Origin of the sequence: Falsibacillus pallidus (assembly GCF_050990905.1) — a bacterium.
GTDB classification, from domain to species: domain Bacteria; phylum Bacillota; class Bacilli; order Bacillales; family DSM-25281; genus Falsibacillus; species Falsibacillus pallidus_A.
In genome coordinates this window covers 2,452,418-2,478,398 of record NZ_CP158866.1, presented here as the reverse complement: position 1 = coordinate 2,478,398, position 25,981 = coordinate 2,452,418, and the positions used below count along the sequence as shown (strand labels likewise).

Below are 25,981 nucleotides of genomic sequence, written 5' to 3'. Positions count from 1 at the left end.
ACTTTAAGTGGAGGCTTTTTTCGAATACAATAAAGGAAATAGGAATGAATAGGAGGATACATATGGAACAGGATATTCGATTGTTGGTTGTCGATGATGAAGAAAGAATTCGAAAGCTGATCAAAATGTACTTAGAAAGGGAAAAATATATAATCGATGAGGCTGAAGACGGGGAAGAAGCTTTAGAGATGGCGTTGAATAACGAATATGACTGTATTTTACTGGATTTGATGCTTCCTGGAAAAGATGGCATTGAAGTCTGCCGAGAGCTGCGAGAGAAAAAATCTACCCCAGTCATCATGTTGACTGCTAAAGGGGAAGAAGCGAACAGGGTACAGGGCTTTGAAGTGGGAACGGATGATTATATTGTGAAGCCGTTCAGTCCGAGAGAAGTGGTTCTTCGGGTGAAGGCTCTTCTTAGACGTTCAGCAAGTGTAAACTTTAGCCAATCGCAGACAATGTCAAAGGATGTCATTGTTTATCCTCACTTGACGATTGATAATGATGCCCATAGAGTGACTGCGGATGATATCGAAGTCAATTTGACACCGAAAGAATATGAACTGCTGTATTTCCTGGCAAAATCACCGGATAAGGTCTATGACAGGGAACATCTTCTGAAAGAAGTTTGGCATTATGAGTTTTTCGGAGATTTAAGGACGGTAGATACCCATGTGAAGAGGCTGAGAGAAAAGCTTAACAAAGTCTCGGAGCAAGCTGCCAAGATGATCGTCACAGTATGGGGAGTAGGATACAAGTTCGAGGTAGTGAATGAATGAGGCTATGGCGAAGCGTAGTCGGAAAGCTTTGGATGACCATATTGCTCCTTGTTTCATTTGTATTGTTCATCCTAACAATCCTTCTGCTTGAGTTTTTTGAAGGATATCATGTGAAACAGGTTGAGAATGATCTAACCGCTACAGTAAAAAAGATCGCTTATATCATGGAAGAGCATGGAAACAATGAAATCGGGCTGGAAATCGCCTGGGAAATAGCAGATAAGCCCGCTCATGTAATGGTCCTGATGGACGGGAAGAAATCGTATTTCTCCCCTGGTACAAAGAAATCAGAAAAAATCCCCCTTGCCACTGTGCTTAAGGACAAGGAGCTCATGAAAACCGTAACTGAAGATAAAAGAGTTAAAAAAGAAATGAGCCTAATGGGATCCCAGTCGAATGAAAGCCGATATGAAAATATCATTATCATAGGTGTACCCCTTCATATGAAAGGGCATCAAACTGGTGCAGTCTATATTTATCAATCACTTGGCGTCATTAAGGAAACAACACAGCACACCACGAGGCTGATACTGCTTTCCGCAGGGATTGCCATCATTTTGACGACCATATTTGCTTTCTTTTTATCAACAAGAATCACTGCCCCATTACGAAAAATGCGTGAAGCTGTCTTTGAAGTGGCAAGAGGGAAGTTTGACACGAAAGTGCCGATTCTGACCCATGATGAAATCGGGGAGCTTGCTACTGCCTTTAATCAGATGGGACGCCAGTTGAAAATCAATTTGAATGCCCTCAACCAGGAAAAGGAGCAGCTCTCAAGTATATTGAGCAGTATGGCCGACGGCGTCATCACCTTCAATCGGGATGGTACCGTATTGATTACGAATCCTCCAGCCGAGCGCTTTTTGCAGCAATGGTACTACGAGCAAGGGGAAAACGGAGACCATGCAGCCCCCATCCGGGTTTTGGAGCTTCTCAACAAGGTCATAGATACAGAGATGGAGCAGACAGGGGAATTGATGCTTCAAGGCAGGTACTATGTAGTCGTAGTCAGTCCCCTATATAATCAGCAAAATGTAAGGGGAGCGGTTGCTGTCGTCAGGGATATGTCAGAAGAAAGACAGCTGGACAAACTCCGCAAAGATTTCATTGCAAACGTATCGCATGAATTAAGGACGCCTATTGCCATGCTGCAAGGGTATAGCGAAGCAATCGTAGATGATATTGCCAGCACGGAGGATGAGAAAAAAGAAATTGCCAAAATCATCTATGATGAATCTTTAAGAATGGGAAGGCTTGTAAATGAACTGCTTGATTTGGCACGAATGGAAGCAGGCCACATCTCGTTGAATAAAGAACAGATCGATTTTAAGCCTTTTCTTGAAAGAGTTACTAATAAATTTCAAGGTTTAGCACGGGAGAAAAATATAGAATTGAGTGTAAGCACCAGCCCTGATATTGAATGGTTTGTATTTGATCCAGACCGGATAGAGCAAGTTTTGACGAATCTGATCGATAATGCAATCCGGCACACACCAGAAGGAGGGCATGTGGAAGTCGTACAGAAAAATCGGACACATGGGATCACCATTGATGTGAAGGATACAGGATCAGGGATACCTCAAGAAGATCTTCCATTTGTTTTTGAACGGTTTTACAAGGCAGATAAAGCAAGGACTAGAGGACGCTCCGGAACTGGCCTTGGCTTAGCGATCGCTAAAAATATCATTGATGCCCATAAAGGGCAGATATCCGTTCAAAGCAAAGTTGGACATGGGACGACATTTTCTTTCTTTTTACCAAAGATAAAGTAAAAATCCTGAAGAATGATGACGGTTAATCTTGTTTCATGAGAAACATACACGGACCCTGTGCTTTTTTGGCTAAAATGCCGGATAAGCTCAGGGATTTTTTGTTTAAAAAGAAATAAAGAATATTCTTCCATTAAATCCTTATTCAAGATATAGTATTTGTGTAACCTTTGGCACTTGTTGTACGACTAATAATTTGAACGGGGAGGAAAATGAATGGACTCCGTTTTTCAGGATTTATATACAAAATATCATCAGGATGTATTTCAATTCCTGGTGTATATGGTGAAGAGCAAGGAGCAGGCTGAAGACCTTGTACAGGAAGTCTATATTCGTGTTTTAAAGTCATATGAAAAATTTCAAGGGAAAAGTTCTGAAAAGACATGGCTTTTCTCCATTGCAAGAAATGTGGCAATCGATCATTTCCGTAAAGAGAAAGGCTGGAAGGGCCGGCTGATGGAAAAATTTGATTGGGGAAGCCAGCAGTTGAAAGATGATGTTCCCCTTCCTGAGGAGATCACCATTCATAAAGAGGAGTTACGGCAGCTCTTCAAATGTCTGGATGCATGTTCTACGGATCAAAGGCTTGTGATTGTTATGAGGTATATGAATGAATTATCCATCACAGAGACTGCGCAGGCGCTTAATTGGACGGAAAGCAAAGTGAAAACCACTCAGCATCGTGCCATTAAGACCTTGAAGGACTTAATGAATGATAAGTCGCGAAAGGGGGGGGAATCGAATGAAAAAGTCAGATTGGGATGATCATCAGATTGAAGAGTTATTTAAGGCGATGCCTAAAATTCAGGATGATCGCAGTCCGCATGAGATATATGAAAAAATACAACATAGACAAAAAGCAGCGAAACGAGGACTGCCAGCAGTATTTTCATTTTCAGCTGCTGCAGCAGCGGCTGTATTATTAATTGTGCTCATCCTTCCTGTCTTGACGAATGAACCTCTTCAGCTGGCAGGACCGCAGGACCAATTGAAGAAGCAATCCTCCCACGGAGAAGAAAAGAATTTTAAGAAGCAGCAAATGAAGAAAGATGTTCCGGCATTATCGGATTCGGAAAATAATCATTTGGATTCTTCCAAAAACGCCGGGCTCTCATTGTTAAATGTTCCTGAAGAACCTGTTAAGACGACGGTTTCCAAAGAGGAAGAAAAAGATCATTATATCCTTAGGTATGGTCTGCCAGGCCCTGACGCCATTTTTGTCCCCCTCACCATTTTGGCTGATAAGGACAAATACAGCAGCTGGCTGGAGGCATTTAAGGCAACAGCAGAGAAGATCCCAGAACAAGATTGGGGCTTCGATGATTTCTATCCGCTTCAGGGTGAATTGAGCTACGATGAGCAAAAAAAGAAAATGGTTGTGAAGCTGGAGGAAAATAATCCGTATACTAAAGCTGGTAGTGCTGAAGTGTATACTTACCTCCGTACTTTTCAATATGATTTTGAATCGCTGGATGTAAAGGATCTGAAAATCGTCAACAAATCCGGTAAACCTATAAAAATCGATGGCTTTGACCAAAAATATAATTTGAATCCCAATCGTTTTAAAACAGGCTATTATAGCTACACTTTGCCAAACGGCGACAGCTATTTGGTTCCTGGTGAGGTTTATATGCCGAATGCAGAGAAAGCATTTGAAATGATGAAAGAAAGCCCAAGTGGTTTATTGCAGAGTATAATCCCGCAAGGAATCGACTACTCAGTTGGAGAAAAAAGCAGTGAAATAGAAATCGTGAAATTCAGCAGTAAAATGAATTTAAATAGTGGAGATCAAGCTGCTAACTTAAAAATGATTGAAGGAATGCTCCTTACTGCCCGTCAATTTGGATATAAGTACATCCAATTTGAAAATATCACCCCGGAAAAATGGGAAGGGTACGACTTTTCAAAATTTGTAGAGACTCCTATATCACCAAATAAAAAAGAATTGCCGTAAGATGGCTAAGTAAGCGATGCCTAAGTTTGTAGCCGAACTTCAGGCATCGTTTTTGTTCTAACTTTAAGAGTCCCGGCATAAAGTAATTCGTCAGCAACCCATCAAGGAGGGCCAGAATGCAGGATTACGTTAGAAGATTTATGATTGTCTTGATTCTTGGGATATTTATTAGTTTGATCATCATTGGGGGGAGGATGGCTTAAAGTCATTGTCTTGAATTCAAAACATATCTCTTCACAAAAAAACATTTTTCTAGTATAATCAACCTGAAATTAAATATTGATTCATCTTCGGGGCTGGGTGAAATTCCCGACCGGCGGTAATGAAGCAATTCTGAGCCCGCGAGCCTTTTTGGCAGGATTTGGTGAGATTCCAAAGCCGACAGTATAGTCTGGATGGGAGAAGATGAAGGTTGGCCAGTGATTAAAACGATTTGTTTTGACCGCTTATTCAGTCATGCCTATTCTCCCTCAAGAACTTGGTTTTCTTGGGGGATTATTCTTTGTGGGCTGAACATCGGTCTGGCTGCCTTTCTTCTGACAAGAGGTGAATCTCCAAAGGAGAGAGGAAAATTGAATAAAATGGGTGTAAAATCTTTAGTGGTTGTAGGAATGTTAAGCAGTTTATCCTATATCTTGATGCTGTTAAACTTTCCGCTGCCGTTCTTCCCGAATTTTTTGCTGATTGATTTCAGTGATATTCCTGCATTAGTGGCTGCTATCATGATGGGGCCATTAGCCGGGGTTCTTGTAGAACTCATTAAAAATGGGCTGCACTACATGATGACGGGAAGTGCAACCGGAGTTCCTGTAGGGGACTTTGCAAACTTTATGGCTGGAATTCTTTATATTCTGCCAACATACTATGTCTTCAATCGTTTGAAGACGAAGAAAGCTATGACAATTGGCTTGATTGCCGGTACATTCAGCATGTCCATCATCATGAGCATATTGAATTATCTTGTAATACTTCCTGCTTATACCTATTTCCTGCATTACCCTGCAATGAGCAGCGGAGAAGTAAGAGCCATGATCGTTACAGGTATATTGCCGTTCAATATTGTAAAAGGTTTTATCATCATGGGCTTATTCATGCTCCTATTCACACGCATGCATGGCTGGATGATGAAAAATTCATATAAAAGCGCATAAAAAAACAGCGGGCTGCCCCGCTGTTTTTTTGCATTAAGAATGAAAAAGAAGCTGAATGTTGGTTCAGCTTCCTTTTGAATTCTATTCGTATTTCAATGCGTCGCCTTCAAATGGTTCGTCAGCAACCTTAATGGAATCAGTAGGGCAGCCTTCAAATGCATCCATCATATCGTCAAGAAGGATATCTGGAACTTCCACGATCCCTTCGTTGTCATCTAATGTGACAAAAGCAATACCTTCATCATCATAGTCATAAATATCAGGTGCCGCCGCTCCACATGCGCCGCATGCAATGCATGTATCTTTGTCAACAATCGTATATTTAGCCATAAGTACAACCTCCTGTAAGAATCTATATAATCAAAACAAGATCATCTACATAGATGAAAAGAAAATGTTCTCCATCTTTCATTTTAAAGGTGAATGGGAAACTTTTCAATAGTTATTCTGTTCTAAAGCCTTGTCTGATAAGGCTTTCTCGAAGATTATTCCCTAAATGACAACAAAGAAAACCACCGAATCATGTCGATTCATGTTAAAATGACACTAATGAATGACAAAAGACCGAGGAGAGTAAGCATGACTTTTTTTCAGGCGCTCATATTGAAAAGTTTAATGGCGGTCAGGGATGAAAGAACGGTTTATTCTGTCTATCATATTTTAAAGGGAAAAAAATCTTCCCAATCCATTCAAGATGCCCACCTTTATTCCCTCCAACACTTTTTCCAACTATATCCCACATTGACAAGGAATGAATTTGATTCAGAACTTAAATCACTGCAAAACAATAAAGCGATCATCATCAATGACGATAATACTTGCCGTGTACTCGATGCCGGTAAAAATGCAGTCAGGGAAACATTCCGAAAACTTGACCTTCCTATCTATGTAGAAGGATGGAAACAACAGGATATCGCCATAACATTTTGGAAAAGAACCAGCCTCCTTGTTCAGGTCATGTCCCATTTGATACGTAGACAAACCCATTATTATCCTATTCGCCGTGAAACCGAACTATTACTATGGGTCAAGGATTTTTTTAACAAAACAAAATTTTCGAGAGATGAATTAGCTCAAAAAGCGTTTGAAGAGCTCCGGGAAATGCTTTCAGGACAAAATTTTGAAAATCCTAATGTTTTTGTTCTCCGCCTCACAGGGGCAGGTAAAATTGGGTTTACTGGAAAACAGGCAGCGGAAGAGTTGAACTTGGAACAGACAGAATACGAATTCCGATTCATGAATCTGCTCCATTTTATGATCGGTCAAATAAGCGAAGAGCAAGATAAATATCCTTTGTTAAGCAGTATCTTAAGCGGCATGGATAATCATCTATCATTAACGAATTCAGCACGGACCACCTATCAATATCTCCTAAAGGGGAAAAATCTCGATGAAATCGCTGCAAGCAGGGGGTTGAAGTTAAGCACCATAGAAGATCATATCATTGAAATCGCGCTCAATGTTCCCGGTTTTGAAATCGCACCGTACGTGAGTGAAGAGGAAAGGATGTCCATAGCAGAACAGCTTTTAAGAACTGGACAGAAAAAATTGAAGCCAATAAGGGATGCAGTGCCATCGGCAACCTATTTTCAAATAAGACTGGTGCTCGCGCAGCAAGGAGGCACAGCATGAACCTTGAACAACTGTTGAAGCGCTATTTCGGCCATGATCAATTCCGTACAGGGCAGAAAGAAATCATTACCTCCATCATAAATGGGAGGGACACTTTGGCCATGCTTCCCACGGGTACAGGGAAATCCTTATGCTACCAATTGGGGGGCTACCTGCTTGAGGGCAGCGTTTTGGTTGTGTCTCCGCTTTTGTCCTTGATGCAGGATCAAGTAGAGCAAATGAAGGCAATGGGCGAGAAAAGGGTGGTAGCCATCAACTCTTTTCTTTCTTATACGGAAAAGAAGGCAGTGCTTTCTAATTTGGACAAATATAAATTTATTTACATATCACCTGAAATGCTCTCTAATCCTGAAGTGATTCCGTTTATAAAAAGAATCTCAATTTCCTTATTTGTAGTAGATGAAGCTCACTGCATATCACAGTGGGGCCATGATTTCAGACCGGATTATTCATCATTGGGAATTGTACGGTCCGATCTTGGAAATCCTGTCACCCTGGCCCTCACTGCGACAGCTTCTAATGAGGTCCGCAATGATATACAGGAGATTTTAAAGCTGCAGTCTCCGGATTGGTGGGTATTTTCTGTTGATCGGCCCAATATCGGACTGATTGTCGAAAAGGTTCCAAGTTTTCAAGAAAAAACAAACAGACTATTACAATTAGTCCATGACCTCCAAGGTCCGGGAATCATTTATTTTTCCAGCAGGAAAATTGCTGACGAAACTGCCATGATCATCCGCCAAGAAAGTAATGGGCGGGTTGCAGCATACCATGGCGGGTTGGATCAAGAACAAAGAATATTGATCCAGCAGCAGTTCCTCTATGGCCAACTTGATATTATTTGTGCGACCAGTGCATTTGGAATGGGAATCAATAAGGAAAATGTCCGATACGTCATCCATTTTCATATGCCGCCGACATTAGAGGCTTATTTACAGGAGATAGGAAGAGCTGGCCGGGATGGCAAAGAAAGCGTTGCGATCTACCTTTCTGCACCCTTTGATGATCAGCTTCCCGAACAGTTAATAGAGGGAGAGCTGCCGACTGAAATACAGATTGATGAATTTTATTCAATGATCGCTTCCGGATCCCATTGGAAAGAATGTGAACTTTCCCTTCAGTTGACTGAAATCCAAACAAGATTTCTCCTGCATTTCAAAAGCCGCCAACCTGAATTGGACCATATGGAGCTTGCTGAAGATGTAAAAGCCCATTGTCAGAATCGCATCAGGCTAAAATTGTTGAAACTGAAAGAATTGAATGCATGGATGCTATCCAATGATTGCAGAAGAGCTGGAATCTTAAAATATTTTGAGGAAAGCAAACAACATTCAGTAGAAAAATGCTGCGACAATTGTGGACTGGACCTCCACTATTATTTGAAATGTGATGAAAAAGAGGAGGATTCCTCCTCAAATGAAGACTGGGAATTGATATTAAAAAATATTTTATTGAATGAGACGGTGTAGAGCATGGAAAGGTTCAGGCAATCTGAAATCATAAAACAGTTGACAGCAAAACAGCTCATTCAACAAGTTTATTACACTCAATTAGCCCTATTAACGATTTCCTTCTTTTTAGGTATATTTTTATTTGATCGATTTTCTTCCTTTGCTGATTTATGGAAGTTCGATTTGCGGCTGATTGTATTTGGAGTCCTAAATGGGGTGGCAGTGGTCCTGCTGGATGTGATCATGATGAAAATCCTCCCTGACCGGTTTTATGATGATGGAGGAATTAACAAGAAGATTTTCAGTAATCTTACTGGAGGAGGCATCTTCCTAATATCCCTTGCCATTGCCTTTTGTGAAGAAATTCTCTTTAGGGGATTGGTGCAGACCCATACCAACTGGTGGATAGCGGGGATAATTTTTGCTGCTATTCATATCCGCTATTGGGGGCACTGGTATCTTATAGTCAATATTTTCCTATTAAGTTTTTGGATCAGCGGCATTTATGAATTAACGGGTCATTCCATTACTGCAGTGATATCCATGCATTTTACAATCGATTTTCTATTAGGATTAGTCATTCGAAAAAAAGCAAAGAACGAACAAAAAGAAGGGATGTCAAATGAAAACTGAAATGTATCGAGATCAAGCAGCGAGGCTGCGGCAAAAATTAGATAAAGTCGATTCTGTTGAAACTCCTACGACAGTGAGTACATCAAAAAAGAGTCAATTGCCTCCAAGGTCACAGCATCACAGACAGAAAAAGACTAAGACAAAGTGGAAATTAAAATTTCCTTTGATTCGATTGTTGCTCCTCTCTTTCGTTTTAGTTCCAATCACGATCTTTGGCCTATATACATATTTTGAAAACCACGACTTCAGTACACCAGCGATGGAGAACAGCGGCGGGCAAGAAATCAGATTCGAAACTGCCGATGGAGCAGAAAATTCGACTGCTGGTGAAGGGGATAAATCGAATACTGAAAAAAATGCATCAAACTCATCTGGAAGCTCTCAAGACCAAACCGATTCATCTACTGATAAAAGATCTTCAGAAAGAAGTGGTTCAGAAGTTGACGGAGCGGAAAAACAGGAATCCGATCCTGCTCAAACCAGCGTGCAGCCAGAATCAAGTAAGAAGACACAATCTGATGAAAACATTCAAGTGGTCGAGCATACCGTCCAGCCAAACGAAACAATCTTTCGCATCTCCATGAACTATTTCCACTCGAAAGATGGAATCGAAAAAATAAAGGAATACAACAATTTGCCATCAAATGAAATAGAAGTGGGGCAGGTCTTGAAAATACCAGTTCCAAAATAAAAGATGACCTAATTCGGTCATCTTTTTTTGTACTAGCTTTACGCTTTGGTTCATACATTATTGGTGGGAGGGGATCTGAGTGGAATCTTCTATCATCATGCTTGATGAGCTTGCAGATCAAACGACAAAACAACTGCTTGAAAACGTCGTTAAGAGAAAGCGGAAATTTGATAAGTTGAAATGGAGGCATTTCCTCATCATTTGGACAAGCGTCTTCTATACACTTGCACTATTTTATTACTTATATAAATTTATCATGGTCAAGTATTCCTATTCCTTTGCAGAGATGTTTTCCGTCTTCATTCAGAAACAATCAGATCTATACTTGCTTCTCATCTCAGCTGCACTTTTTGGCGCAGCTAAAATATTGTACGAAAAGAAAGAGAAAGCAGAGAAGGAATACCATGCACTCCGCTGCGAAATCATAGACCGAAGCAAAGACCTGTGGAAAGAGGAGCGGTGGAAAAGCAGACATAAAGTCTTTGAAATGATGAAAAAAGAATATGATATCAATCTATACCATGAAAGTAAATAGAAAAGCGAAAGCGCCTCGATCAGCCCCGACCAGCATAAGACGGAACTCGAAGGAAATCCTGATTTCCGTAGAGGTACGGCTTATGACTCGAGGGGCTAGGCGCTGGAGCTGGACAAATAGAAAAGCGCAAGCGCCTCGAACAGCCCCGACCAGCATAAGACGGAACTCGAAGGAAATCCTGATTTCCGTAGAGGTACGGCTTATGACTCGAGGGGCTAGGCGCTGGAGCTGGACAGCATTTCACTCAGAATTTTTATTCTTTCTTATCAATTAAATAAGAGACCTTAATAAGTATCTTCAGCTGTTTAAAAAATTTTCTTCCTATCTCTTTCTTCCTTCAGGATTTCTACGGCTTCCCTGAATCGTTGAGAATGGATGATTTCCCTTTCGCGCAAAAAGCGCAGACTGTCATTTAAATCGACATCGTCGCTTAAGTTTATGATCCATTGATAGGTTGCCCTCGCTTTTTCCTCTGCAGCGATATCCTCATATAAATCTGCAATGGGATCGCCTTTAGCGGCTATATAAGAAGCCGTCCAAGGAACGCCTGCAGCACTCTCATAATAGAGGGCATTATCATGATTGGCATAATGTGCCGCCAATCCTGCTTCTTTCATTTGATCAGGAGTGGCATCTTTTGTAAGCTTAAATACCATCGTGGCGATCATTTCTAAATGGGCAAATTCTTCCGTTCCGATATCTGTCAGCAGTCCAATGACTTTATCAGGAATGGTATACCGCTGATTCAAATATCTGAGAGCTGCTGCCAATTCTCCATCTGCCCCTCCGTACTGTTCAATGAGGAATTTCGCTAATTTAGGGTTGCAGGATGAAACTTTTACTGGATATTGCAGCTTTTTTTCGTAAACCCACATGTAAGACGTCCTCCTTCCATCATACTTGCCATGGCCATGGAGCTTCTTTCCACTCCCACGGATAATGTGAATAGCTATAGCCGAAATTTGTCAATGCGCCAAACTGCTTCTCAAATTCTTTTTTTAGGTGCTTTCGTTGCTTCACAAAATTATTGTACTGTTGGATGGCTTCATGATCGTCCGGATGCGTGTCGAGGTAAAGGGTCAATTCCACAATGACAAAATCAACTGCCTGAAGCTCTTCAAGTTTTGTGTAGTACTCCTCGGGAAGCTGTTTCACTCAGGGTCATCCCCCTTCACTCTTTCATATGGACTATAGTATGGATCGTAGAAAGCTTTCCATAATGTTCCCGCCCGCAGTGCTTCCTGAGGAGTGAATTGCTGCAGATTTTTCGGCTGGAATCCCATATATAAATTAGGGGGTGTAGAATATGTTTTTACTCGGATTGGCGTGCAGGGATCAAAAGGACTGACGTAGGGAGAATAGCTTTTATATCTTGAAGACATAAACATACTCCTCCTTTCTTTTCATCCCTTCATTTTATGGGGGGATTTATTGAATCATTCGTTTATTTTCAGGAATATTTCTTTAAAAAGAGGGATTTAAAGAGTTATGTTGAAATATAATTTCACAGTCTTATTTTTTTAGAAGAGGTGATTCAATGTTTGTAAAAAGTATCATGATTCCTAGACATCAGAGTTTTGTCATCCAAAGTGATGATACGGCAGAAAAAGCGCTATCCTTATTGGAAGACCGCCAAGTGGATGGAATCCCTGTCTTGAATGGGGACAAATATGAAGGAATGATTACCCGCTACACTATTTATAAAAGTTTTTTTGAATCAAACCATGGTAAAGAAGAGTTTTTAAAGAATACGAAAGTCAAAGAAATAGCCACACATCAAGAGAAGTTTTTAACGGGTGATGAAGTGTTTGAAGCTACCCTTTTTGACTTGAAGGATTTCCCTTTGTTATCCGTCGTGGATGAACAGCGGAAATTCTTAGGTGTTGTCACCAGATCTGATGTAATGGATCAATTCCAAAGTGCCTTTGGGGGGAACCGCCCTGGGGTAAGGATTGCCTTTACTTCTGTGGAAACCGAAGGAAGAATAGCGAGGCTTGCAGAAATTATTCAGCAATTCCATGAATCTGTCATTTCCCTTGTAACTTTTGATGAAACGGATAAATTGGTCCGCAGGATTGTATTGAAAATCGAGAAGAAGAATAATATTGAGAAATTCATATCTAAATTAGAAAAATCCGGATTCAGGGTTTTAAATATCCACGAACAACAATAGGACTTCATTATTTTATTTAATCATTATTACACTGAACATGGCCTCCCATATTAAAATGGGGGGCCTTTCGTTAGTATTCTTTTTTTAAAATCTCTGGATTGTGGTATGATTTCAATAGAATTTGCTCTTTTGTCCTAAGGAGGTCCACATGATTTATCTTCTCTGCATCATCGCTGCAGCCGGTTTGATCTTATTGGTCTATATGCTGCAGGAAGCTTTTCAAAACAGGGTTCTTTTTCAAACCCTCACATTCCCGGAATATCCTGAAAATATGGAACCACTGAATATTTTTTTTATATCTGATATTCACAGAAGAACAATTCACTCATCTATAATTGAACGAGTTCAAACAAAAGCCGATATTGTTGTGATAGGAGGGGATCTTCTTGAAAAAGGGGTCCCTTTAACTAGAATCAAAGAAAACCTGGCACTCCTAAAGAAAATTGCACCAACTTATTTTATCTGGGGAAATAATGATTATGAAGTCGACCAGGCTTCATTTACCAGACTTTTACACGAAGAAGGCATCAAGGCATTAAAGAATGAGACAGAATTCGTATCACTTGGCATGGGGAAGGAGTTCTTCCTTCTTGGAATAGATGACATGAACCAGCGGCAGGCAAGATTGGATGAAGCCCTCAGACAGTGCACTACACCTGGTTTTAGAATACTCGCAAGCCATAATCCCGCGATCATACATAAAATGAAGGACTACCCTGGGCATAATATTTCATTGATTTTAAGCGGGCACACACATGGAGGGCAAATCCACATCTTTGGATATAGTCCATATAAAAGAGGGACATTAAAAACAAACGGTCCAGTTGCTCAGTTGATCAGCAACGGATATGGAACAACAGCCGTTCCATTGCGTCTTGGTGCAAGACCTGAAACTCACTTATTGACCATTAGTCATGGAAATGAGTTTAAAGTTTACAGAAATTGACCATAACCTATACAAAGTTTACACAATGTGGTTCTTCCCTTATAATCAGGGAAGAATTTGTTGTAATATGGCTGGGGGAAAGATTATGAGCAATCAAAATAGCGGAAAGTATAATATAAAAGCAGTCTGTACAATGCTCGGAATTCAAGCTGGTACACTTCGGGCGTGGGAAAGGCGATATAACATTATTGCTCCTGTACGGAACGAATCAGGTCATAGGCTCTACACCGAGCAGCATGTAAAAATCCTTAAATGGCTGGTCAATAAAGTGAATCAAGGGTTCACAATCAGCCAGGCAATCGCCCTCCTTGATAAAAATGAAATTGAAAATGAACAGGATATGGGTGACAAGGGGACATTGAATTCAGAGGAACTGTCCGAGGAGCTTTTACGGGAGCTAATGAATTTTAATGAAACAAGAGCACAGGAACTTATCAATCGGGCGTTTGCAGTTTATACAATGGATAAAGTGCTGATTGATATTCTTGCAGGGCTGTTAGTCAGAATAGGGGACTTATGGGAAAAAGGAAAAATCACGACGGCTCATGAACATTTCGCTTCCTCTATTTTAAGGTCGCGAATCGGAATATTGATGCACTCCTTCCCCCATAATGGAATCCTGCCAAAGGTAGTGGCTGTATGCAGTCCGGGTGAATGGCATGAATTGGGCCTTTTGATCTTCACCTTGTTTGTCAGAAGAAAAGGGTTTGATGTCATCTATTTGGGATCCAGCATCAAGGAAGATGATCTCTTTGACGTCTTGGAAACAGTCAATCCGAAATTTCTCTTCATGTCCTGTACAATGAAGGAAAACTTGCCCAGAGCATTGAAGCTGGTGGATCGATTAATACAGGATTTTCCCGGGACGCATGTTGGTATTGGGGGCTCGGCAGTCGATAGGATGGAAAAATCCAAATCTGACCAATACAGAGAGAATATTCTTGGATTGGACAAGCAAGAATGGGACAGTTGGCTTAAATCCAAAATGGAATGATCGGGCAAAGACAATGAACCATCGAGTTCCGCCCTACATAGTATGTGTTAGGAGCCATACTCAGGGGGCGGGGCAGAATGAAATCGGAGAGACTCTCTACAAATAAAATCAAATTTTCCATCACATTTGATGAACTTTCGGACAAAGGATTTCTTCAGGATGAACTATGGAAAGAATCGCTCATATGGCATGAACTATTCGATGAAATGCTCGAAGAAGCCAAGAATCAATATGACCTTGAACTGGCTGGAGCGGTGTCGGTAGAGATTTTTTCTTTGACTTCAAAAGAGATTGTGTTAATCCTGACATTGGATTCATTTGATGAAGATTATTACGAAGAATGGTCAGATGATGAGGAGTATGAAGACGAATCAGATGATCTGGAAGAAGAAGAGGCTGAAGAGACAGCAGTACGTCCCATTACATTTATCTATTCTTTCCCTACAATAGAAGAAATCATTTCGTATGGCATCAGGATCCAGCCAGCAAACGACTGGAATAGCAGTGTTTACCTCTATAATGATTCCTATTTTCTGGTGTTGGAGGGCATTACTCTGTCGGAGGCGGAAATGGCGAGGGCTTTATGTGAAGAATATGGATGCGCTTCAAGATTAACTTCCGTATATCTGCATGAATATGGGAAGCCGATCATCCTAAATGAAGCAATTCAAATACTTAAGCAGCATTTCAAGTGAAATTGTTATATTAGAATAATTAAAGAGTTCGAATAGGAGCTCTTTTTTTATTTGAATCTTCTGTAAATGCATCCGATGTTGATAACGCTTACAAAATTTCTAAAAAAAATATTTTTCTACTTTGCATAGACTGGGCAAAGGTGTATACTATGTCATGAAAGACGGACAGTGGTCCATTTTATAGGATTGATCGAACTAGGAGGGTTTACAAGAATGGTAGCCGAAAACGGTGCTGAAAACACACATAATGAGGATAAACATGATGTACTGAAATCAACGCAGACAGTTATCCATAACGCTTTGGAGAAGCTTGGCTATACAGAAGAAGTTTATGAACTATTGAAAGAGCCAATGCGTATGATGACAGTGAAAATTCCAGTTCGAATGGATGATGGGGCAGTGAAAGTATTCACTGGCTTCCGTGCACAGCATAATGATGCAGTGGGTCCTACCAAGGGAGGAATCCGTTTTCATCCAAATGTTACGGAAAAAGAAGTCAAAGCTTTATCCATTTGGATGAGTTTAAAATGTGGAATTGTTGATTTACCTTATGGAGGAGGTAAAGGCGGAATCATCTGCGATCCTCGTGACATGTCCTTCAGGGAATTAGAAAGATTAAGCCGTGGATATGTGCGTGCAATCAGCCAAATTGTAGGTCCAAATAAAGATATTCCTGCTCCTGATGTGTTTACAAACTCTCAAATCATGGCTTGGATGATGGATGAATACAGCCGGATCGATGAGTTTAATTCTCCTGGTTTCATTACAGGAAAGCCGTTGGTGCTTGGAGGTTCTCATGGACGGGAATCTGCTACAGCAAAAGGAGTCACAATCTGTATCAGAGAAGCTGCAAAAAAACGCGGAATTCAACTTGAAGGAGCCCGTGTGGTTGTACAAGGCTTCGGAAATGCGGGTAGTTTCCTATCTAAATTCATGCATGATGCAGGCGCTAAAGTTGTCGGTATTTCTGATGCTTACGGTGCGCTTTATGATCCAAACGGTTTGGATATTGATTACTTATTAGACCGACGCGACAGTTTTGGAACTGTAACAAAACTGTTTAAAAATACAATTACAAATAAAGAACTGCTTGAACTGGACTGCGATATCCTTGTTCCGGCAGCCATTGAAAATCAAATTACTGAAGAAAATGCCCATAATATAAAAGCAGGAATTGTTGTCGAAGCGGCAAACGGCCCTACGACACTTGAAGCGACTAAGATCCTCTCAGAGCGCGGCATCTTGCTTGTACCTGATGTCCTTGCCTCAGCCGGCGGTGTAACGGTTTCTTACTTTGAGTGGGTTCAAAATAATCAAGGCTATTATTGGACAGAAGAAGAAGTTGAAGAAAAGCTTGAAAAGATTCTTGTCAACTCTTTTGAGAATATCTACAACACTGCTCAGACAAGACGCGTCGATATGCGATTAGCTGCCTATATGGTCGGTGTAAGGAAAATGGCAGAGGCGTGTAAGTTCAGAGGCTGGATTTAAACTAATAATCCATAAGCGATAATTAAAAGCGGAAATGATCAGTAGAAATCTGATTCATTTCTGCTTTTTTTATGTTCAAAAAAGTATTGAACTAAAATTGAACACCATGCTAATTCATTGCAACACAATGAATTATTCACTATCATATGATAGTGGCAGATTTTATAAAGCAACGTTTATGCCTTGCAATGGAAGGCTATTAGATAAGATGTGTGTTTTACGAGGAGTGAATGAAATGAATTTTGAAGACTGCATCATCATTGGTGGAGGACCCTGCGGATTATCTGCAGCAATTGAAATGCAGAATATCGGGAAGAACCCATTAGTGATTGAAAAAGGTAATATTGTAAATGCGATATATAATTATCCAACTCACCAAACATTCTTCAGTTCAAGTGAGAAGCTTGAAATTGGGGATGTGGCTTTCATAACAGAAGAGAGGAAGCCTAAACGGAATCAGGCGCTTACTTATTACAGGGAAGTTGCGAAAAGGAAGCAATTAAGAATCAATCGCTTTGAACAGGTCTTGCTTGTTGATAAACAATCAGATGGGACGTTCATTGTCAAAACGAACAAAGATCAATATCGCACTTCATATGTCGTGGTGGCAACAGGATATTACGACCATCCCAACATGATGAATATTCCTGGTGAAAATCTTGACAAAGTTTTTCACTACTTTAAAGAACCTCATCCTTTTTTTGATACAGATGTGGTAGTCATTGGCGGAAAAAACTCAGCAGTGGACGCAGCGCTGGAGCTCAATAAGGCAGGTGCCAGGGTTACTTCGTTATATAGGGGAAGCGAATATTCTAAAAGTGTCAAGCCGTGGATCTTGCCTGAATTTGATGCATTGGTGAGAAACGAACAAATTAAAATGGAATTCAATGCGGAAATTATTGAAATAAAACCTCATTCAGTCATTTATAGTGTGAATGGAATAAGAAAGGAAATAAAGAATGATTTTGTTTTCGCGATGACTGGATATCATCCTGATCACAGCTTTATCTCGGCTATGGGTGTCCATATCAATAAGGAAACAGGACGTCCTGATTATGATGAGGGAACAATGGAAACGAATGTAGAAGGTATTTTCATTGCGGGAGTATTGGCTGCTGGAAATAATGCGAACGAAATTTTCATTGAAAATGGAAGGTTCCATGGCAGGAGCATTGCAGAAACCATCATCAATAGAGAAAAATAAAGAATGGGCCGATGATTAAATCGGCCCGTTCTTTTTTAATGAGCAAATATTTTTCTGATTTCATCAATCTCTTTTGTATGGGATAAAGCAATCAAAAGCTTCAATCTTGCTTTTTGCCCATTAAGACCATTGGAGAAAATGACCCCGTGATCCCTTAGGTCCTTTCCGCCGCCTTCATAGCCATATATATCCTGTGCAATTCCATTGAAGCATCGAGACACCAGCACAACAGGGATATTTTTCTCTATTAGTGCCTTGATTCCCTCCACTGAAGCAGGAGGAAGGTTTCCTTGGCCTAAAGCTTCGACTACAACTCCATCGTAATCAAGCTCTTTAATTGCGTGGAATAAGGAGGAATCAAGCCCCGCGTATGCCTTGATCAAACTTACTTTGTTCGAGATGCCGTTTATATCGTAGCATTCTTTATAGGTAGGAGAATGATGGAAAACAACTCCTCTTTTCGTTACAATGCCGATTGGTCCATACTGTGGGCTTTGAAAAGTGGAAACATTGCTTGTATGTGTCTTCGTCACGTTTTTAGCAGTATGAATTTCATCATTCAAAACAACAAGGACACCTTTATCGATTGCTTCTTCACAAGATGCAACCCTGATGGATGACATTAAGTTATATAAACCATCAGCACCGATTTCATTGCTTGACCTCATAGCTCCAGTAACGACGATTGGAATAGGAGCTTTAACAGTAAGGTCTAAAAAGTAAGCTGTTTCTTCCAATGTGTCGGTGCCGTGAGTGATTACAACTCCCTCTACACCGTTAGAAGAATACTCATTTTCTATTATAAGCTTCAATTCCATCATCTCTTTTGGCGTAACATGCGGTGATGGCAGGTGGAATGGTTCTACAACATGAAGCTCAGCCATGCTCTCCAACTGGCTTGTTTGGGCTATAAGAGGATTCTCGGAACCTGGAATGACTGAACCAGTGGGGTCCTCCATCATGGAAATTGTTCCCCCGGTGTGTATGACAAGTATTTTTTTCTTCATAAGATGTCTACCTCCAATAAGAGCTTTCCGGCGTTCGATCAACCGGATGTGGAAATCTATTTTCATCCCTCATATTACATGATACGATTAAGGAAACAGAATGAAAAGAGGACAATGCTATGCTGATGGTATTATCAGCTGGAATCGCGCCAGGTCTGGCAATTTTAAGTTATTTTTATTTGAAGGATCAATACGAGTCCGAACCTGTTATGATGGTCTTTAAAGCATTTTTATATGGGGCTGTCCTTACATTCCCAATAATGTTCGTTCAATATGTTTTCAGTGTGGAAAACGTTTTTCATTTTAATTGGTCTAAGGCGTTTCTTTCAGCTGCATTAATGGAAGAATTCTTTAAATGGTTCATATTGATTTTCACAATCTACCAGCATGGTGATTTCAATGAACCGTATGATGGAATTGTTTATGGGGCAGCCGTTTCTTTAGGTTTTGCCACTGTCGAAAATATTTTATATTTGTTTGCAAATGGTGTTGAGCACGCACTTGGAAGGGCAGTTCTTCCTGTGTCCAGTCATGCCCTGTTTGGTGTGATCATGGGATTCTACTTAGGAAAAGCCAAGTTTTCAACACAGGATAAAAAGAAAAAGTGGATTTTTCTTGCCTTTTTTGTGCCTTTTCTACTTCATGGTTTATACGACTTTATTATCCTGACTGAACGAAGCTGGATTTATTATATAATTCCATTCATGCTTTTTTTGTGGTGGCTTGGCCTTCGCAAAGTGAGACAGGCAAAGGAACTTACAATAGAACATCATCAAAGGAACGGGACCGCTCTTTAAGAGTGGTTCTTTTTTTTTGAATAAAATACCTTGAAAAACAGAAACTACTTTCAATGCTAATACATCATTTGGAGGTTCAGGCAATATGAAAAATGGCACTATTTCAAAGAAACTATTCGTCTGCATGGCTTTTTGCATATTGATGTGCCCGATCGCGGCAAATACGCATCCTGCAAAAGCCTTTACCAATCAGGTCATCCAAAGAGGTGCTGTCGGGGATGATGTGATTGAACTGCAAGCCCGTTTGCAATACATAGGGTATTACAAAGGGCAGATCGATGGTGTGTTCGGCTGGGGGACTTATTGGGCGTTAAGGAATTTTCAGAGTGAATTCGGCCTTCCTATCGATGGGTTAGCTGGAGCGGGCACAAAGCAAAAGCTGGTGAAAGCATCAAAATATAATAAGCAATTTGTAGAGAACCAAGTTAATAAAGGAAATAAGTTTACGTATTACGGCGGAGTGGATGCCAATAAACAGACAAGCAGTGGAGGAAAGAACACAGCATCGAAAGGTACGCCATCCAAAAATAAGCCAACAGCAGTCAATACCCCTAATGGCTATTCGCAAAATGACATTCAATTGCTGGCCAATGCTGTTTATGGAGAGTCAAGGGGTGAGCCATATGAAGGACAAGTAGCAGTAGCTGCAGTCATTTTGAATCGTATAGATTCCCCTACATTCCCTAACACAGTGTCGGGAGTCATTTTTGAACCAGGGGCATTTACAGCAGTAGCCGATGGGCAAATATGGCTGACTCCCAATGAAACTGCAAAAAAAGCAGTCATTGATGCTATCAACGGATGGGACCCTTCAAGCAGCGCCCTGTATTATTTCAACCCTGCAACAGCAACAAGCAAATGGATTTGGTCCAGGCCGCAAATCAAGCAAATTGGAAAGCACATCTTCTGTAAATAGTGAGGTGAAACATAATGATCAGAACGATATTAATAACAGTTTTAGCCATTGCCGTCATCGGTACCGCGTATTGGGGCTATCAAGAGCATCAGGAAAAGAACGCAATCCTTATCAATGCGGAGAATAACTACCAACGGGCTTTTCATGATTTGACTTATCAAATGGACCTTCTTCACGATAAAATCGGGACCACTTTGGCCATGAATTCAAGAAAATCACTTTCTCCTGCACTTGCAGATGTATGGAGGCTGACTTCAGAAGCACATGGAGACGTGGGACAGCTTCCACTGACGCTTCTTCCTTTTAATAAAACGGAAGAATTCCTCTCGAATATCGGTGGATTCAGTTATCGAACGGCAATTAGAGATTTAGATAAAAAACCGCTCACTAAGGATGAATATGCCCAGCTTCAAAATCTCTATAAACAAAGTGAAGGCATCCAGAATGAACTGAGAAGGGTTCAGCATCTTGTGTTAAAAAATAACCTGCGTTGGATGGATGTCGAAATGGCTTTGGCCAATGGCAGGGAAAATGCAGACAATACGATAATCGACGGCTTCAAAACGGTTGAGAAAAAAGTGCAAGGATATGAAGAATCCAATATCGGTGGTCCATCCTTTGTCAATTATCAAAACAAGGATGAAAATTATAAATATCTGAATGGGAAAGAAATCACTAAAAAGCAAGCTGTGGAAATAGCCAGACGCTATACACAGATGCCTAAAACAAAAGATGTGAAAGTAACAGAGAATGGAAAGGGAGCAAGTTATGGGTTTTATAGCGTGCTCCTAAAAAATTCCAAGGGCCAGGAAGCGAGCCTCGATATCACCAAAAAAGGCGGATATCCAATCTATCTAATACAAAACAGGGATATAAAAGGCATCAATATCAGCTTGAATGAGGCTTCAAATAAAGCGGAGGATTTTCTCAAGAAAAATAATTATAAAGACCTGGAGCTGTTTGAAAGCTCTCAATATGATTCAATAGGAGTCTTCTCTTTTGTCCAAACCGTCAAAGGAGTGAGAATTTATCCTGATGCAATCAAAATGAAAGTTGCACTTGATAATGGCCAAATCGTAGGATTTGCAGCAGAGGATTTCCTTCAGAGCCATCATACAAGGAATATCCCTGAGCCGGGAATTTCACTTGAAGATGCTAAAGGCTATTTGAACCCTAAGTTAAAGGTCATGGAACAGCGAAAAGCCATCATTATCAATGAGCTTGGGGAAGAAGTCCTCTGTTATGAGTTCATGGGGACTCTGGGACATGACACATACCGAATCTTCATCAATGCCAGCAGCGGAACGGAAGAAAAAGTGGAAAAATTGAAGAATGCGGAACCGATTTACGAAGATATCGTAAAAAAAGGCGTCTGAAAAAGAAAGGGGGAAACCCCTTTCTTTTTTTGTACAGCTTAAAAGTACCCTTCCAAAAAACTATAGAAACTTTGCGAAATCCATGCAATAATGGAAAAAAAAGCTTATTTTATAGTCTTGATGGAAGGGGGAGCGATATGATAAACATTGGGGCAGTATTGAGCTTGGAACCATTGCAGGGTGGTCAGAAAGAAAAATATAAGTGCAAGGTCCATGATATTCAAGGGACAAGGATTTATATCGATTACCCTGTGAATATTGATACAGATAGAACCGTATTCCTGTTGGACGGGATGCAATTAAGCGCCAGCTACATTCATGAGGATAATGCAGTTTATCAGTTTGAAACTGAAGTGCTTGGGAGGGCGAAGAAGAATCTGCCGATGATCATTCTTCATTATCCCGGTCCTGAAGAAATCATCAAGGTGCAGAGGCGTCAATATGTCAGGGTGGAAACATCTGTGGATGTCAATCTAGAATTGAGGCTCGATGGCCAAGAAGTGGTTCTTTCATCCATCACAGAGGATATTTCTGCAGGCGGATGTGCAGTCCTTCTACCTCAAGGACACAATGTGAAAAAAGGAATGGCCGGGAAGGTATTATTGGTATTGCCGATGCAGACTGGCGAATACCACTACCTGTATCTAGATGCAAAAGTGGCCAGGGTCTGGGAAAACAACAGACTTCATATAGCTTCCATTCAATTTACTGATATTGAAAATCTTCATCAGCAGCTCTTGTTCAGGTTCTGCTTTGACAGGCAGCTCATCATGAAAAGAAAACGCGTCATGAATTAGGTTCGGTCAGGAAAATAGGTGCCATTATAAATAGGTGAAAATGTGAATAATACCCAATTTCCCTTCCATACTAATAAAAGAATGGAGTGGGAAAAATGGAGATGATCGAGAGATGGATCATTAAATTGACAATAATCCAATTAATTGGATTGATTGCTGCGCAGCTTTGCCTTCATCATTATAATTGGTTCCCGCAGACGAATAAGCTGCTCCTGTATGAGGGAGTGGAAAAAATGAAATACAGCGAGATTTTGGATGTTCTCGAGCCGCAAAGCAGGTAAATACCCTGCTTTTTTTAAATAGAAAATGATTTTTTTGCTTTTTATGATAAAATAATGGTTGATAAAATAGTGAAGTAATAGAAAAGAATAGGTGGATTTTATGGTGAAAAAAATTAGTATTGCAATTGATGGACCGGCTGCTGCCGGCAAAAGTACTGTCGCAAAAATTGTTGCAGAGAACTTTTCTTATATTTATATAGATACGGGTGCAATGTATCGTGCACTTACTTATCATGCATTACAGAATCAAATCGATCTGATGGATGAAAAAGCGCTGGTAGAAGCACTGAGCCATATAGAGATTTCTTTAAAGCCGGGAGAAAATGGACAGCTTGTGTTTATCGATTCCAATGATGTGACGAATGAAATCAGATTTGCCGATGTGACGAATCAAGTGTCCATCGTTGCCAAGCATGGCGGCGTAAGGAGTGAGATGGTCAGGAGACAGCAGCAATTCGCCACAGAAGGCGGAGTAGTGATGGATGGAAGGGATATTGGAACTCATGTTCTCCCGAAAGCGGAATTGAAGGTTTTCTTACTGGCAAGTGTAGAAGAACGAGCGAAGCGCCGACACGAAGAAAATCAAGCGAAAGGTTTTGACTCAGACCTTCAGACATTAATGAAGGAAATAGAAAAACGCGATCAGCTGGATTCGGAAAGAGAAGTTGCTCCTTTGAAAAAAGCGGATGACGCTGTAGTAATCGATACAACATCATTGTCCATTGGACAGGTAGTTGAAAAAATCACAGATTTGGCACAAGAAAGGATTCGATGATGGTGACGTTTTACGATTTTGCCAAAGGGGTGGTTAGTTCGGTCTTCAAACCCCTATACAAAATTGAAGTTATTGGTGCAGAGAATTTTCCAAAAGAGGGGGGAGTTCTGCTCTGCACAAATCACATCCACAACTTTGACCCGCCAGTAGTGGGGATTTGTACACCCCGTCCGGTCAGCTTTATGGCTAAAGAGGAGTTGTTTAAAGTACCCGTATTGGGCAAGGCTGTAGGGAATTTGAATGCTTTTCCTGTCAAGAGGGGAATGAGCGATCGTGAAGCTCTTCGTAAAGGTTTATCTGTGTTAAAAGAGGGAAAGGTTTTAGGATTATTCCCAGAGGGTACAAGAAGTAAAGATGGAAAATTAGGAAAAGGTTTGGCAGGAGCCGGATTCTTTGCTTCAAGATCTGATGCATATATTGTACCGTGTGCCATAATCGGCCCTTACAAAGCATTCCGGAAGCTTAAGGTTGTCTTCGGCCAGCCAATCGATATGACAGAATTAAGGGAATCAAAAAAGTCAGCTGATATAGTGACGGAAGTCATTATGTCCCACATAAATGAATTGATAGAAAAACATCAATAATAAGCGTCATTACTTGACAAAAGTGTCTATTTGTTAGACCTTTATAGTAGGTATTATTTTTTAGAATAATGCGATTTTTGCATTATCGATAAAGATGGTAAATTAGGCTCATTCTCTAAATGCTGTGTCAACGGATACAAAAAGCAGCCTATTGATCATCATTACCTTTGCATATTTCAGCAGTTGGACTAAGGAGGAGTACATATGGCAGATGACATGAATCAAGTTGAAGTAAGATCCTTTGCAGAAGGTGATAAAGTAAAAGGCACTGTGACAAAGGTCGAAGAGAAACAAGTTCTTGTTGATATCTCAGGCAGTAAACTGGATGGAATTGTTCCAATCAGCGAATTGTCGAGTCTTCATGTGGAAAAGGCTTCCGATGTTGTCAATGAAGGCGATGAGCTGGATTTAATTGTGACTAAAGTCGAAGAAGACCTATTAGTCCTTTCTAAGCGTAAAGTAGACGCTGAAAAGGCTTGGGATGAAATGAAGCAGCGCTTCGAAGAAGGAAAAGTATTTGAAGCAGAGGTTAAAGAAGTCGTAAAAGGCGGTTTGGTTGTCGATTTGGGGGTAAGAGGGTTTGTGCCCGCTTCCTTGGTAGAGGACCATTACGTCGAGGACTTTGCAGACTATAAAGGCAAGACATTGACATTTAAGATTGTTGAACTCGATGAAGAAAAAAATCGATTGATATTATCCCATCGTGCCGTGATTCAAGGTGAAAAAGAAGAGAAGAAAAAAGGTCTGCTTGAAAAACTGGAAACAGGGCAGATTATTGAAGGAAAGGTTCAACGCTTAACGGATTTCGGAGCTTTTGTTGATATCGGTGGAATTGACGGACTTGTTCACATTTCCCAATTATCTTATGAGCATGTTGAAAAACCGTCAGACGTTGTTTCTGAAGGGGATACTGTGAAGGTGAAAATTCTTTCAGTTGACCGCGACAACGAGAGGATTTCCCTATCCATCAAGGAGACACAGCCTGGACCATGGTCTAATCTCAGTGAAAAAGCACCTAAGGGTCAAGTACTGAAGGGCACTGTTAAAAGAATAGTATCATACGGGGCATTTGTTGAAGTCTTCCCTGGTGTTGAAGGGCTTGTTCATATTTCGCAAATTTCCCATAAACACATCGGAACTCCGCACGAAGTCCTTAAGGAAGGACAGGAAGTTGATGTGAAAGTCCTTGATGTTAATGAAGCGGATCAGCGTCTTTCATTAAGCATGAAGGAATTTGAAGAAAAGCCGGATGTAGAGGATAAGTATGAACTCCCTGAAGAGAATACAGGCTTCCAGCTCGGTGAAATGATCGGAGATAAACTAAAAGACTTAAAATAATGGTGATGTGAA

Annotated in this window: 29 protein-coding genes and 1 riboswitch; of the genes, 24 read left to right on the top strand and 5 right to left on the bottom strand. The window is 40.6% G+C overall.

Annotated features, from left to right (window positions below; translation table 11 throughout):
* The first annotated feature begins 62 nt into the window (after positions 1 to 62).
* The 5 genes from ABTV07_RS13095 to ABTV07_RS13075 all read left to right on the top strand — a co-directional run bounded on the left by ABTV07_RS13095 (position 63) and on the right by ABTV07_RS13075 (position 5,653).
* On the top strand, positions 63 to 779 hold the full coding sequence (locus ABTV07_RS13095) for a response regulator transcription factor (protein WP_433742923.1): 717 nt from the start codon (positions 63 to 65) through the stop codon (positions 777 to 779).
* Positions 776 to 2,551 (top strand): ATP-binding protein, encoded by a 1,776-nt coding sequence (locus tag ABTV07_RS13090; protein ID WP_433742921.1) that lies wholly within the window; start codon positions 776 to 778, stop codon positions 2,549 to 2,551. Before ABTV07_RS13095 ends, ABTV07_RS13090 begins: the two co-directional genes overlap by 4 nt.
* Positions 2,552 to 2,764: 213 nt before the next feature.
* Positions 2,765 to 3,313, top strand: coding sequence for an RNA polymerase sigma factor SigX (gene sigX, locus ABTV07_RS13085; RefSeq protein ID WP_433742920.1), 549 nt, complete (start codon positions 2,765 to 2,767; stop codon positions 3,311 to 3,313).
* Entirely contained in the window at positions 3,291 to 4,502 is a 1,212-nt protein-coding gene (locus ABTV07_RS13080; RefSeq protein ID WP_433742918.1) for a hypothetical protein, read from the top strand. Before sigX ends, ABTV07_RS13080 begins: the two co-directional genes overlap by 23 nt.
* A gap of 282 nt (positions 4,503 to 4,784) precedes the next feature.
* A riboswitch (FMN riboswitch) is annotated at positions 4,785 to 4,913 on the top strand.
* Between the two features lie 161 nt (positions 4,914 to 5,074).
* A complete protein-coding gene (locus tag ABTV07_RS13075) occupies positions 5,075 to 5,653 on the top strand; it encodes an ECF transporter S component (RefSeq protein WP_433742916.1) in 579 nt (192 codons plus the stop codon).
* Between the two features lie 81 nt (positions 5,654 to 5,734).
* Here the strand turns inward: ABTV07_RS13075 and ABTV07_RS13070 are convergent, their stop codons facing one another.
* Positions 5,735 to 5,983 carry a ferredoxin gene (locus ABTV07_RS13070; protein WP_433742915.1) on the bottom strand — a complete coding sequence of 83 codons (249 nt, stop codon included), beginning with the start codon at positions 5,981 to 5,983 and terminating at the stop codon, positions 5,735 to 5,737.
* A 249-nt stretch (positions 5,984 to 6,232) separates the two neighbouring features.
* Between ABTV07_RS13070 and ABTV07_RS13065 the strand changes: the two genes are divergently transcribed.
* The 5 genes from ABTV07_RS13065 to ABTV07_RS13045 all read left to right on the top strand — a co-directional run bounded on the left by ABTV07_RS13065 (position 6,233) and on the right by ABTV07_RS13045 (position 10,595).
* Positions 6,233 to 7,285: a helix-turn-helix domain-containing protein gene (locus ABTV07_RS13065; RefSeq protein ID WP_433742913.1), complete on the top strand. Its 1,053-nt coding sequence runs from the start codon at positions 6,233 to 6,235 to the stop codon at positions 7,283 to 7,285.
* Positions 7,282 to 8,754, top strand: coding sequence for a RecQ family ATP-dependent DNA helicase (locus ABTV07_RS13060; RefSeq protein WP_433742911.1), 1,473 nt, complete (start codon positions 7,282 to 7,284; stop codon positions 8,752 to 8,754). The genes ABTV07_RS13065 and ABTV07_RS13060 overlap by 4 nt, the downstream gene beginning before the upstream one ends.
* A gap of 3 nt (positions 8,755 to 8,757) precedes the next feature.
* On the top strand, positions 8,758 to 9,369 hold the full coding sequence (locus ABTV07_RS13055; RefSeq protein WP_433742909.1) for a lysostaphin resistance A-like protein: 612 nt from the start codon (positions 8,758 to 8,760) through the stop codon (positions 9,367 to 9,369).
* Complete coding sequence (locus tag ABTV07_RS13050) at positions 9,359 to 10,060, top strand: LysM peptidoglycan-binding domain-containing protein (RefSeq protein ID WP_433742907.1); 702 nt, start codon at positions 9,359 to 9,361, stop codon at positions 10,058 to 10,060. Before ABTV07_RS13055 ends, ABTV07_RS13050 begins: the two co-directional genes overlap by 11 nt.
* Before the next feature lie 79 nt (positions 10,061 to 10,139).
* Complete coding sequence (locus tag ABTV07_RS13045) at positions 10,140 to 10,595, top strand: DUF2663 family protein (protein ID WP_433742905.1); 456 nt, start codon at positions 10,140 to 10,142, stop codon at positions 10,593 to 10,595.
* Between the two features lie 305 nt (positions 10,596 to 10,900).
* Here the strand turns inward: ABTV07_RS13045 and ABTV07_RS13040 are convergent, their stop codons facing one another.
* Genes ABTV07_RS13040 through ABTV07_RS13030 form a run of 3 tightly spaced genes read right to left on the bottom strand, consistent with a single transcriptional unit; the run spans position 10,901 to position 11,977 of the window.
* Positions 10,901 to 11,470, bottom strand: coding sequence for a manganese catalase family protein (locus ABTV07_RS13040; RefSeq protein WP_433742904.1), 570 nt, complete (start codon positions 11,468 to 11,470; stop codon positions 10,901 to 10,903).
* Between the two features lie 19 nt (positions 11,471 to 11,489).
* Positions 11,490 to 11,750, bottom strand: a complete 261-nt coding sequence (locus ABTV07_RS13035) for a spore coat protein CotJB (RefSeq protein ID WP_433742902.1) — start codon at positions 11,748 to 11,750, stop codon at positions 11,490 to 11,492.
* Entirely contained in the window at positions 11,747 to 11,977 is a 231-nt protein-coding gene (locus tag ABTV07_RS13030; protein WP_433742901.1) for a spore coat associated protein CotJA, read from the bottom strand. Before ABTV07_RS13030 ends, ABTV07_RS13035 begins: the two co-directional genes overlap by 4 nt.
* A 155-nt stretch (positions 11,978 to 12,132) precedes the next feature.
* Between ABTV07_RS13030 and ABTV07_RS13025 the strand changes: the two genes are divergently transcribed.
* The 6 genes from ABTV07_RS13025 (at position 12,133) to ABTV07_RS13000 (ending at position 18,098) form a co-directional block, all read left to right on the top strand.
* Positions 12,133 to 12,768, top strand: a complete 636-nt coding sequence (locus tag ABTV07_RS13025; protein WP_433742899.1) for a CBS domain-containing protein — start codon at positions 12,133 to 12,135, stop codon at positions 12,766 to 12,768.
* Between the two features lie 148 nt (positions 12,769 to 12,916).
* Positions 12,917 to 13,714 carry a metallophosphoesterase gene (locus tag ABTV07_RS13020; protein WP_433742897.1) on the top strand — a complete coding sequence of 266 codons (798 nt, stop codon included), beginning with the start codon at positions 12,917 to 12,919 and terminating at the stop codon, positions 13,712 to 13,714.
* Between the two features lie 85 nt (positions 13,715 to 13,799).
* A complete protein-coding gene (locus ABTV07_RS13015; protein WP_433742895.1) occupies positions 13,800 to 14,708 on the top strand; it encodes a MerR family transcriptional regulator in 909 nt (302 codons plus the stop codon).
* A 77-nt stretch (positions 14,709 to 14,785) separates the two neighbouring features.
* Entirely contained in the window at positions 14,786 to 15,403 is a 618-nt protein-coding gene (locus ABTV07_RS13010; protein WP_433742893.1) for an adaptor protein MecA, read from the top strand.
* A gap of 213 nt (positions 15,404 to 15,616) precedes the next feature.
* Positions 15,617 to 16,894, top strand: a complete 1,278-nt coding sequence (locus tag ABTV07_RS13005; protein ID WP_433742891.1) for a Glu/Leu/Phe/Val family dehydrogenase — start codon at positions 15,617 to 15,619, stop codon at positions 16,892 to 16,894.
* A gap of 235 nt (positions 16,895 to 17,129) precedes the next feature.
* On the top strand, positions 17,130 to 18,098 hold the full coding sequence (locus ABTV07_RS13000; protein WP_433742889.1) for a YpdA family putative bacillithiol disulfide reductase: 969 nt from the start codon (positions 17,130 to 17,132) through the stop codon (positions 18,096 to 18,098).
* Between the two features lie 35 nt (positions 18,099 to 18,133).
* Here ABTV07_RS13000 and ABTV07_RS12995 read toward each other — a convergent pair whose 3' ends face one another.
* Positions 18,134 to 19,105 carry an asparaginase gene (locus tag ABTV07_RS12995; protein WP_433742887.1) on the bottom strand — a complete coding sequence of 324 codons (972 nt, stop codon included), beginning with the start codon at positions 19,103 to 19,105 and terminating at the stop codon, positions 18,134 to 18,136.
* Positions 19,106 to 19,224: 119 nt separating this feature from the next.
* Between ABTV07_RS12995 and prsW the strand changes: the two genes are divergently transcribed.
* The 8 genes from prsW (at position 19,225) to rpsA (ending at position 25,969) form a co-directional block, all read left to right on the top strand.
* A complete protein-coding gene (gene prsW, locus ABTV07_RS12990) occupies positions 19,225 to 19,902 on the top strand; it encodes a glutamic-type intramembrane protease PrsW (protein WP_433742885.1) in 678 nt (225 codons plus the stop codon).
* A gap of 85 nt (positions 19,903 to 19,987) precedes the next feature.
* On the top strand, positions 19,988 to 20,818 hold the full coding sequence (gene sleB / locus ABTV07_RS12985; RefSeq protein ID WP_433742883.1) for a spore cortex-lytic enzyme: 831 nt from the start codon (positions 19,988 to 19,990) through the stop codon (positions 20,816 to 20,818).
* A 14-nt stretch (positions 20,819 to 20,832) separates the two neighbouring features.
* Positions 20,833 to 22,194 (top strand): germination protein YpeB, encoded by a 1,362-nt coding sequence (gene ypeB, locus ABTV07_RS12980; RefSeq protein ID WP_433742882.1) that lies wholly within the window; start codon positions 20,833 to 20,835, stop codon positions 22,192 to 22,194.
* Positions 22,195 to 22,331: 137 nt separating this feature from the next.
* Positions 22,332 to 22,991 (top strand): flagellar brake protein, encoded by a 660-nt coding sequence (locus ABTV07_RS12975; protein ID WP_433742881.1) that lies wholly within the window; start codon positions 22,332 to 22,334, stop codon positions 22,989 to 22,991.
* A gap of 95 nt (positions 22,992 to 23,086) precedes the next feature.
* Positions 23,087 to 23,272 carry a DUF5359 family protein gene (locus ABTV07_RS12970; protein ID WP_433742880.1) on the top strand — a complete coding sequence of 62 codons (186 nt, stop codon included), beginning with the start codon at positions 23,087 to 23,089 and terminating at the stop codon, positions 23,270 to 23,272.
* 100 nt (positions 23,273 to 23,372) lie between these two features.
* The gene (gene cmk / locus ABTV07_RS12965; RefSeq protein ID WP_433742879.1) at positions 23,373 to 24,047 is read left to right on the top strand and encodes a (d)CMP kinase; all 675 of its coding nucleotides are present in this window, start codon (positions 23,373 to 23,375) and stop codon (positions 24,045 to 24,047) included.
* The gene (locus ABTV07_RS12960; protein WP_433742877.1) at positions 24,044 to 24,631 is read left to right on the top strand and encodes a lysophospholipid acyltransferase family protein; all 588 of its coding nucleotides are present in this window, start codon (positions 24,044 to 24,046) and stop codon (positions 24,629 to 24,631) included. Before cmk ends, ABTV07_RS12960 begins: the two co-directional genes overlap by 4 nt.
* A gap of 204 nt (positions 24,632 to 24,835) precedes the next feature.
* Positions 24,836 to 25,969 (top strand): 30S ribosomal protein S1, encoded by a 1,134-nt coding sequence (gene rpsA / locus ABTV07_RS12955; protein WP_433742875.1) that lies wholly within the window; start codon positions 24,836 to 24,838, stop codon positions 25,967 to 25,969.
* Positions 25,970 to 25,981: the final 12 nt, after the last annotated feature.